This window comes from Sphingobacterium sp. T2, assembly GCF_000814685.1.
In the GTDB taxonomy this organism is placed as follows: domain Bacteria; phylum Bacteroidota; class Bacteroidia; order Sphingobacteriales; family Sphingobacteriaceae; genus Sphingobacterium; species Sphingobacterium thermophilum.
Genome location: NZ_JXAC01000246.1, coordinates 1 through 7,116, shown reverse-complemented (window position 1 = coordinate 7,116; position 7,116 = coordinate 1). Strand labels below are relative to the sequence as shown.

11 protein-coding genes and 1 pseudogene are annotated in these 7,116 nt (G+C 41.7%); all 12 read right to left on the bottom strand.

Annotated elements, in window-relative coordinates; translation table 11 throughout:
• Positions 1-63: 63 nt before the first annotated feature.
• Positions 64-216, bottom strand: coding sequence for a hypothetical protein (locus tag SD31_RS16730; RefSeq protein ID WP_156138371.1), 153 nt, complete (start codon positions 214-216; stop codon positions 64-66).
• Between the two features lie 14 nt (positions 217-230).
• Positions 231-1,523, bottom strand: coding sequence for a (Fe-S)-binding protein (locus tag SD31_RS13345; RefSeq protein WP_039054493.1), 1,293 nt, complete (start codon positions 1,521-1,523; stop codon positions 231-233).
• Positions 1,524-1,683: 160 nt separating this feature from the next.
• The gene (locus SD31_RS20400) at positions 1,684-1,926 is read right to left on the bottom strand and encodes an OmpH family outer membrane protein (protein ID WP_082021969.1); all 243 of its coding nucleotides are present in this window, start codon (positions 1,924-1,926) and stop codon (positions 1,684-1,686) included.
• Positions 1,808-2,212, bottom strand: coding sequence for an OmpH family outer membrane protein (locus tag SD31_RS13340; RefSeq protein ID WP_082021968.1), 405 nt, complete (start codon positions 2,210-2,212; stop codon positions 1,808-1,810). The genes SD31_RS20400 and SD31_RS13340 overlap by 119 nt, the downstream gene beginning before the upstream one ends.
• A gap of 69 nt (positions 2,213-2,281) precedes the next feature.
• Positions 2,282-2,638: an OmpH family outer membrane protein gene (locus SD31_RS13335; protein WP_231561653.1), complete on the bottom strand. Its 357-nt coding sequence runs from the start codon at positions 2,636-2,638 to the stop codon at positions 2,282-2,284.
• Positions 2,639-2,660: 22 nt separating this feature from the next.
• The gene (locus SD31_RS19535) at positions 2,661-2,825 is read right to left on the bottom strand and encodes an OmpH family outer membrane protein (RefSeq protein ID WP_231561650.1); all 165 of its coding nucleotides are present in this window, start codon (positions 2,823-2,825) and stop codon (positions 2,661-2,663) included.
• 58 nt (positions 2,826-2,883) lie between these two features.
• Positions 2,884-3,300 (bottom strand): BamA/TamA family outer membrane protein, encoded by a 417-nt coding sequence (locus tag SD31_RS21430; protein ID WP_410528269.1) that lies wholly within the window; start codon positions 3,298-3,300, stop codon positions 2,884-2,886.
• Positions 3,301-3,632: 332 nt separating this feature from the next.
• The gene (locus SD31_RS19525; RefSeq protein ID WP_231561647.1) at positions 3,633-4,889 is read right to left on the bottom strand and encodes an outer membrane protein assembly factor; all 1,257 of its coding nucleotides are present in this window, start codon (positions 4,887-4,889) and stop codon (positions 3,633-3,635) included.
• On the bottom strand, positions 4,855-5,463 hold the full coding sequence (locus SD31_RS19520) for a POTRA domain-containing protein (RefSeq protein WP_231561646.1): 609 nt from the start codon (positions 5,461-5,463) through the stop codon (positions 4,855-4,857). The genes SD31_RS19525 and SD31_RS19520 overlap by 35 nt, the downstream gene beginning before the upstream one ends.
• A 90-nt stretch (positions 5,464-5,553) precedes the next feature.
• Positions 5,554-6,273: an isoprenyl transferase gene (locus SD31_RS13325; protein ID WP_039054492.1), complete on the bottom strand. Its 720-nt coding sequence runs from the start codon at positions 6,271-6,273 to the stop codon at positions 5,554-5,556.
• 26 nt (positions 6,274-6,299) lie between these two features.
• Positions 6,300-6,905 carry a DUF6089 family protein gene (locus tag SD31_RS13320; protein ID WP_231561645.1) on the bottom strand — a complete coding sequence of 202 codons (606 nt, stop codon included), beginning with the start codon at positions 6,903-6,905 and terminating at the stop codon, positions 6,300-6,302.
• Between the two features lie 16 nt (positions 6,906-6,921).
• Positions 6,922-7,116: pseudogene (locus SD31_RS17665) on the bottom strand (hypothetical protein); the annotation flags it as partial.

Below are 7,116 nucleotides of genomic sequence, written 5' to 3'. Positions count from 1 at the left end.
CACGCTTTGGCAGGATCTCCCGTACAACTCTCCTCGGTGCCCACGTATYAGCATACTTGATGCCTACAKGTGYGGAGGATTTTGCAGATAGTTCACGTGTGATACGGTTGGCCCTTCGGTCGAAGGACTCCGGCGCAGTACCCAGAATAGCAAGTCAGGAGTTTCACCTTTCGCTGCCAGCTCCGCTACCGTTGGGATATGTATTGTATTTTCCATAATAGTCTCAATGTTTAGAAGTTAGTCCAATTTGCTCTGTCGGCTTGTGCATATTTCCATGGAGCGCCATTGTTTTCCATATTTGAAAGCATGTTGTTGATGCTCTGCGGTGCCTGTGACTCTTCCATGACTACATACTGACGTAAGCCCATGATAATTTCCAAAGGATTAATATTTACAGGACATTGTTCTACGCAGGCATTACAGCTGGTACATGCCCATATTTCTTCTCTACTGATATAGTCGTCTAATAGCGACTTGCCGTCGTCGACGAAAGTTTTATTCTTATCGATGTTGCGGCCTATCTCTTCGATACGGTCTCTGGTATCCATCATGATTTTGCGAGGGGAGAGGAGCTTTCCCGTGATGTTTGCCGGACAGGAAGCCGTACAGCGTCCACATTCGGTACAGGTGTATGCGTCCAAAAGGTTTTTCCACGTCAGGTCGGTGACATCCTTGACGCCAAAGCGAGCCACTTCCCCACTAGGAGGAGGTATCGTAGGATCCAAGATGGACTTTACCTCTGCCGTCACGGAATCCAAGTTGTTAAATTTACCCTTAGGCTCCAAGTTGGAAAAGTAGGTGTTTGGAAAAGCTAGGATGATATGCAGATGCTTCGATATAGGAAGATAGTTTAGGAATGCCAATACACCGATGATGTGGAACCACCAGCATCCCCTCTCTATAGCTATCAACGCATTAGCATGGTCAGGAAGGAGAGCAGTAAGCCATTGGCTAATAGGAAAGCTCCCCGCCGTATGATAAGCAGCAACATGCATCTGCTGCATCTTAAAATCTGCTGCATTCATGAATAGGAATGCCGTCATTAACAGTATTTCTGTGATAAGAATATAGTTGGCATCCGATTTTGGCCAATTGTTGAGTTCAGGCTGATTGAGACGCTTTATTTTGATGATATTTCTGCGAATAAGAAATATCACACAGGAAATAAGTACCAAGATGGCTAATATTTCAAAAGCACCTATCAGAAAATCGTAAAACCCGCCTAAAAAGGATAATACGCGGTGTGTGCCGAAGACACCATCAATGACTATTTCCAGCATTTCTATGTTTATGATAATAAATCCTACATAGACACATAAATGTAGGAAGGCGGCGATAGGTCTTTTAAACATCTTTTTTTGTCCCAAAGCCACCAGAATCATTGTCTTCCAACGCAAAGAAGGATTGTCCGAGCGGTTAAGTTCTTTGCCCAGCTTGATATTGCGATAAATTTTCTGTGCATTTCTGGCGAAAAGAAATACAGCACCAACTAATAGTAAAGTAAATAATAGTTGACTTATCATAATTTGGATTTATAGGTTTATGTACAAATATAAAAAAGAAGTTAATATTATGCATGCATAATAATTATTTAGAAGGATTACAAATAAAAAAGGGGTAACCATTTTAGTTACCCCTTTTTATGGAATAGGTATATATTTTTTCTATTCTTTGATTCCTAATTTAGCTTTTACTTGCTGCGGAGATATCTTCTCCACCGGCGTGATAAATCACAGCACCGGCACCTAAGTCCAATACATAAGCCAAACCTTTTTCTTTGGCTACAGAGTTTATGGCATTCATCATTTTAGTTTGGATAGGGGCCATTAATTCTTGTTGTTTTTTTGCGATAGTTTCTTGCGCTACTTTTTGAACATCTTTGAATGCGTTGTTGCATTTGTTGATATTCTTTTTGAAGTGAGTCAAGTTTAGTTTGAGTTTGAACTTTATTTGCTTCACTTTGGTTTCTCAACAATTCTTCCGCCTCTTTTTCTTTCTTTTGAAGCTCTGTAATCATAGCTTCGATTTCTTTTTGTTTTTCCTCACTTAGGGCTTTTAATTGCTCAGTAGCTGTCTTGAATTCCGGAGTTAATTGGAATACTTCATCAGCGTTGATATGTCCGATTTTTTGTTGAGCATTCGCCACGTTAGTAGCAAAAAATAATCCTAATACTACAACCGCTCCTTTTAATAAATTTGTCATTCTTTTCATGTTGATCGTGATAATTACAAATGTAATTTTTTAATTCTATTTTTCTTATGTCTGTAAATTAGTGTTTAATTACTGATTTTGTTGCAACAAAGCCGGATTTGGTTTGTATCCCAAACGGGTGATAATGTCGTTGCTTTTGTCCAAAGCCGGATTGGCATAAAGGAAGGCCATTTCACCGCCTTTGTCTACGATGAAGTCGAAACCTTGGGCTTTGGCGAATGCTTCAATAGCTTTAGCGATTCTATCTTGAATAGGTTGGAAAAGTCTTGTTCTTTCTTTTTCCAATTCTCCTCCGAAACCGAAGCGCTGACGTTGAAGCTCTTTAACCTGTTTTTCTTTATTTACGATTTCATCTTCTCTGCGGCGACGTAAGTCCTCACTCAAAAGAGCATGATCATTCTGGTAGGCTCTGTAAAGTTTTTCAATTTCGTCATACTGACGGTCTATATCATTCTTGCCATTTTTTCGCTAGGTCATCCAATTGCTTTTGTGCGGCAGAATATTCCGGAATATGTCGGATGATATATTCAGAGTCAACATAGGCAATACGCTGTGCAAAGGTAACACCGATGCTGAGAGTAAGGAATGCTAAGATTGCCAAAAACTTTTTCATATAGCTATATATTTTTTTCTGTTATGTAGGACAGCAATAATAATAAAAAGTTTAATTATTAGAAACCACCCATACTTTGAATTATACTGAATGTAAAGCTTTGTTTCCACGCGTCGGTACGCATTCCCGGAATAGGGTCGAATGCATGACCGTAGTCAATACCCAACATACCAAAGATTGGCAGGAATATACGGGCACCAACACCTGCCGAACGACGCATCTTAAATGGATTTACTTCCGAGAATTTGTTCCACGTATTACCCGCTTCGGCAAAGGCCAAGGCGAATACGGTGGCTTGGTCATTCAACATGATAGGGTGGCGCAATTCTATTTGGTATTTAGCATAGATAGGGCTACCTGAGTTGATGGCAATGTTCTGCATTCCGTTACCGGTAGATTGCGGGATGATAACACCGTTGGCGTAGCCACGCATAGCTATGATTTCCGATCCCTGAAGGAAGTCAAAACCTTGCATACCGTCGCCTCCTAGCTTGAAGCGTTCGAACGTAGAGGTTTCCGTGCGATCGTTATATTTACCTAAGTATCCGAACTGTGCCTGTGTCTTCAGGATCAGCTTACCTACGATCTTGGTGTACCATTGCGAGTCAAACTTCCACTTATGATACTCTGTCCATTTGTAACGTACGTTGTCCGGATCGTTTTTGTAGTCGATATTGTTCCATGACGAATAAGGTGGTGTTACCGATACCGACAGGCGGATATGAGATCCGGAAGTAGGGTAGATCGGCGCATCGTACGGAGTTGCGGCTTATCTCTTGGGTGAAGTTGATGTTGTATGCTGTACCGTTAGAGAATAAGAAGTAATCTCCGTAAGTTTTGTAATTTATAACGTTGGAACGATAGAGCACTGCTGATCTGGAAGTAATTGTCCGGCCATTGCAGACGCTTACCCAAAGAGGCGGTAACCCCTGACATCCAGATACGTTGCAACTGGCTGTCCGAGATGATCTGTCTTCCTGTGTAATAGTCGAAGCCTCCGTACGAAGAGCTTGACGTATAAGCACTCAAACCAAAATATATAGGTTTCTTACCGCCGAGCCATGGTTCAGAGAAAGAGAAGCTGTACGACTGGTAGCGTTTTCCTGAGGTCTGGCCACGGATGCTCAACTTCTGTCCGTCACCTCGAGGAAGAGGCTTCCACGCTTCCTTCTTGAAGAAATTGCTTGTCGAGAAGTTGTTGAACGTCAAACCTAGCGTACCGATTATCTGTCCGGCGCCGTAACCTCCTGACAACTCGACTTGGTCGGAAGGCTTTTCCACGACATTGAAAACAATGTCAGTAGTTCCTTCGTCATGATTCATCGTCGAGGTAGGGATATCCGGTGTGATTTTTTGTTCGTCAAACATGCCTAGCTGCGAGATCTCGCGGATACTACGCATGATGAGCTCACGTGAATATTTTTGGCCCGGCTTGATGTAAATTGAACGCAACACCACGCGGTCGTTTGTCACATCGTTACCTTTCACGATAACGTTGTTGATGGTATATTGCTTTCCTTCGCTTACCTGAATTTCCAAGTCTATAGTATCGTTATAGATTCGCTTGATAACAGGATTGATACTGAAGGTTAGATATCCATCATTCTGATAGATAGCACTGATATCGTCGCCGTTACGTGTAGGTCCCATCAGCTTGGTATGGATTTTCTCTTCAGAATAAACACTTCCTTTTTCGATACCAAGGATGATGTTCAATACCGAATCCGTAAACTTGGTATTACCGGTCCATTCGATATTTCCAACATAATATCGAGGGCCTTCATAAATTTCTATGTCTATGGCAACTTCATTGTTGTCGTAGCGGTATACCGAGTCGCGTATGATCTGAGCGTCGCGGTAACCTTTGTCCTGCAATTTGGCGATAAGTTTTTCTTTAGCTTCTTTGTATTTTTCGTCCTTGAATTTTCCGGGACCGAAAATACGTGTCCATTTGCGTGGTCTGATTCCTTTGAGGTATCGTTTGAGTTCTCTGCTTGAGAATTCTTTGTTACCCGAGAAGTTAACGCTGTTAACTTTTGATTTTTTTGTTTTTCTGTACGTCAACTTGGACGATTTCGTTGTTTGCTTGTGAAGAATCTTTTAAAGTTTTAATCTTAATATCCGGATATAGGTAGGACTTTTCCCTCAAAAATTTCGTGATTGTGTTACGGGTAGATTGTAATAGGTTATCGTTTACTATTCTACCTGTATTAGCATTTAGCCTTTTTTGGATCTCTTCGGTTTGGGATTTGCTGAGTCCGTTGATGTCGATACGGGTAAGGCGTGGCCTTTCTTTTACGCGGATTTCGAAGAAGATATTTTCTCCCTGAATGCGTGTTGCCCATAGCTGAACATCTTCGAAGAGGTTCTGCGCCATCAAGTCTTTGATGACATTGGAGGTAGCTTCACTTGGTACTTCAATATATTGTCCTACGGTAAGTTTAGAAATAGTAAGCAAAACATCCGTATCCAAGTATTGGGTACCTGTTATGGTCACCCCTGCGATGACATAATCTTTGGGCTGCAAATAACTGAACTCGTCCGGATCTGTCAAGTTGATCGGCCCATTTACTTGCGCAAAAGTTGTTGAAGTCTTAACCAGTATAAATGCTAAAATCAGTATGTATAGTCGCTTCATTTATTTCTAATTATGGATGCTAAAGTACATCAAAGTCTTGTTAATTTTTGTTAAAAGATAAATTATTGAAAACCTGCTGTTTTTTACAGGCTATAGTTGTTCGCTAATCTTTCCAAATCTACGTTCTCTTTGTTGATAGTCCAAGATTGCTTCAAAGAGGTCTTGGCGTGTGAAGTCCGGCCATAATTTCGGTGTGAACCACAGCTCGGTGTAGGCCAGCTGCCATAGTAGGAAGTTGCTTATTCGGTATTCGCCGCTGGTACGTATCATCAAGTCTGGGTCAGGTGTGCCGGCAGTCTGCAGGTTGTCTGCAAACATCTTTTCGTCGATGTCTTCTACAGCAATTTCCCCTTTGGCGACCTGTGTGGCAAGCTTTTTGGTTGTCTCGATGATTTCGTTGCGAGAGCCATAGCTCAATGCCAGTGTCAACACGCAAGTGGTGTTATGCTGGGTAAGCTCTATCACGTTGGCCAACGTTTTTTGACAGTCTTGCGGTAGGTGGGACAATGTTCCTATAGCTTTCAGCCGCACTCCATTTTCTTGGAATGTGGGAAGTTCCTTGTTTAGAGAGTTGATCAGTAATTCCATCAGAGCTTTTACTTCCGCTTTGGGTCTATTCCAATTTTCGGAAGAGAAGGCGTAGAGGGTGAGGTGCTTAACGCCTATTTCTATGGCTCCTTCCAGCACTTCACGTACTGCTGTCACTCCGTTTTTGTGTCCAAAAACTCTTAACTTTCCTAATCCTTTTGCCCATCTGCCATTGCCATCCATTATAATAGCGATATGTTGAGGCAGTTTTGATCTATCTATCTTACTCTTAACACTCTATTCTGTTATTATTTTCTCCAACTGAAACAGTCGGTACTAAGTATGCTATATGTAAGGGTAATCCCTATAGTCATATAGCCGTCTTTTGTTTTGCCATCCCCTCGGGCCAATCCCGCATTTGTAAACAGATTGCCGGAGGGATCTGCCAAATATTCCCAGTCTTCTATTCCAAATTTACGTGTTACATCACCATCTTTTATCTCTACGTTTGGAACCCTCAGATATTGTGGTATTGAGGTAGCATAATATTTACTCACATTGTCCAGATTATCGGTGAATGCCAGACGATAGGAAATTTCTGCTCCTATAGCCCAGCTGTTTTTTAAATTATGCTTTATACCCACTCCGAACGGTAACAGCATATTCCATGTGGAATATATCGTCGGATTGCTTATTTCATCATATTCGAGCCGCAAAGGGTTGAGCCGTACTCTTTGTCCGCCATAGCGAACATAAGGATCATGGTTCAAAATCCCAATACCCGCAAATATATATGGCGTAAAATTAGGTGTTTGCTGTCTCTTTTTATTAAAAATTGTATAAAAGTTGAATTCGCCCATCAGTGAGAACTCCGTAATCCTGTTTTGGAAACTCAAATTCCTAGTATTTTGCAACTCGTTGTCAAAGTCTCTATCCTGTCCTTGAAGATGCAGGTAGTTGACACTCAGACCGTGCCCCCCAAGTAGGACTGAAGTTATATTTGCTGAATATTCCTCCTCCTAAGCTTTTGATATAGAGTGTGTTTTGTGGGTTTATGTCTCCCATGTATCCTGTTCCCATACCGGCAATACCTACCTCGTATCGTTGGGCATAGCAATGCCACGA

Coding starts and splice junctions, on each gene's coding strand:
- SD31_RS13345 (WP_039054493.1), bottom strand. CDS start 1,523: ATGATAAGTCAACTATTATTTACTTTACTATTAGTTGGTGCTGTATTT.
- SD31_RS13340 (WP_082021968.1), bottom strand. CDS start 2,212: ATGAAAAGAATGACAAATTTATTAAAAGGAGCGGTTGTAGTATTAGGA.
- SD31_RS19520 (WP_231561646.1), bottom strand. CDS start 5,463: ATGAAGCGACTATACATACTGATTTTAGCATTTATACTGGTTAAGACT.
- SD31_RS19535 (WP_231561650.1), bottom strand. CDS start 2,825: ATGAAAAAGTTTTTGGCAATCTTAGCATTCCTTACTCTCAGCATCGGT.
- SD31_RS21430 (WP_410528269.1), bottom strand. CDS start 3,300: ATGCAAGGTTTTGACTTCCTTCAGGGATCGGAAATCATAGCTATGCGT.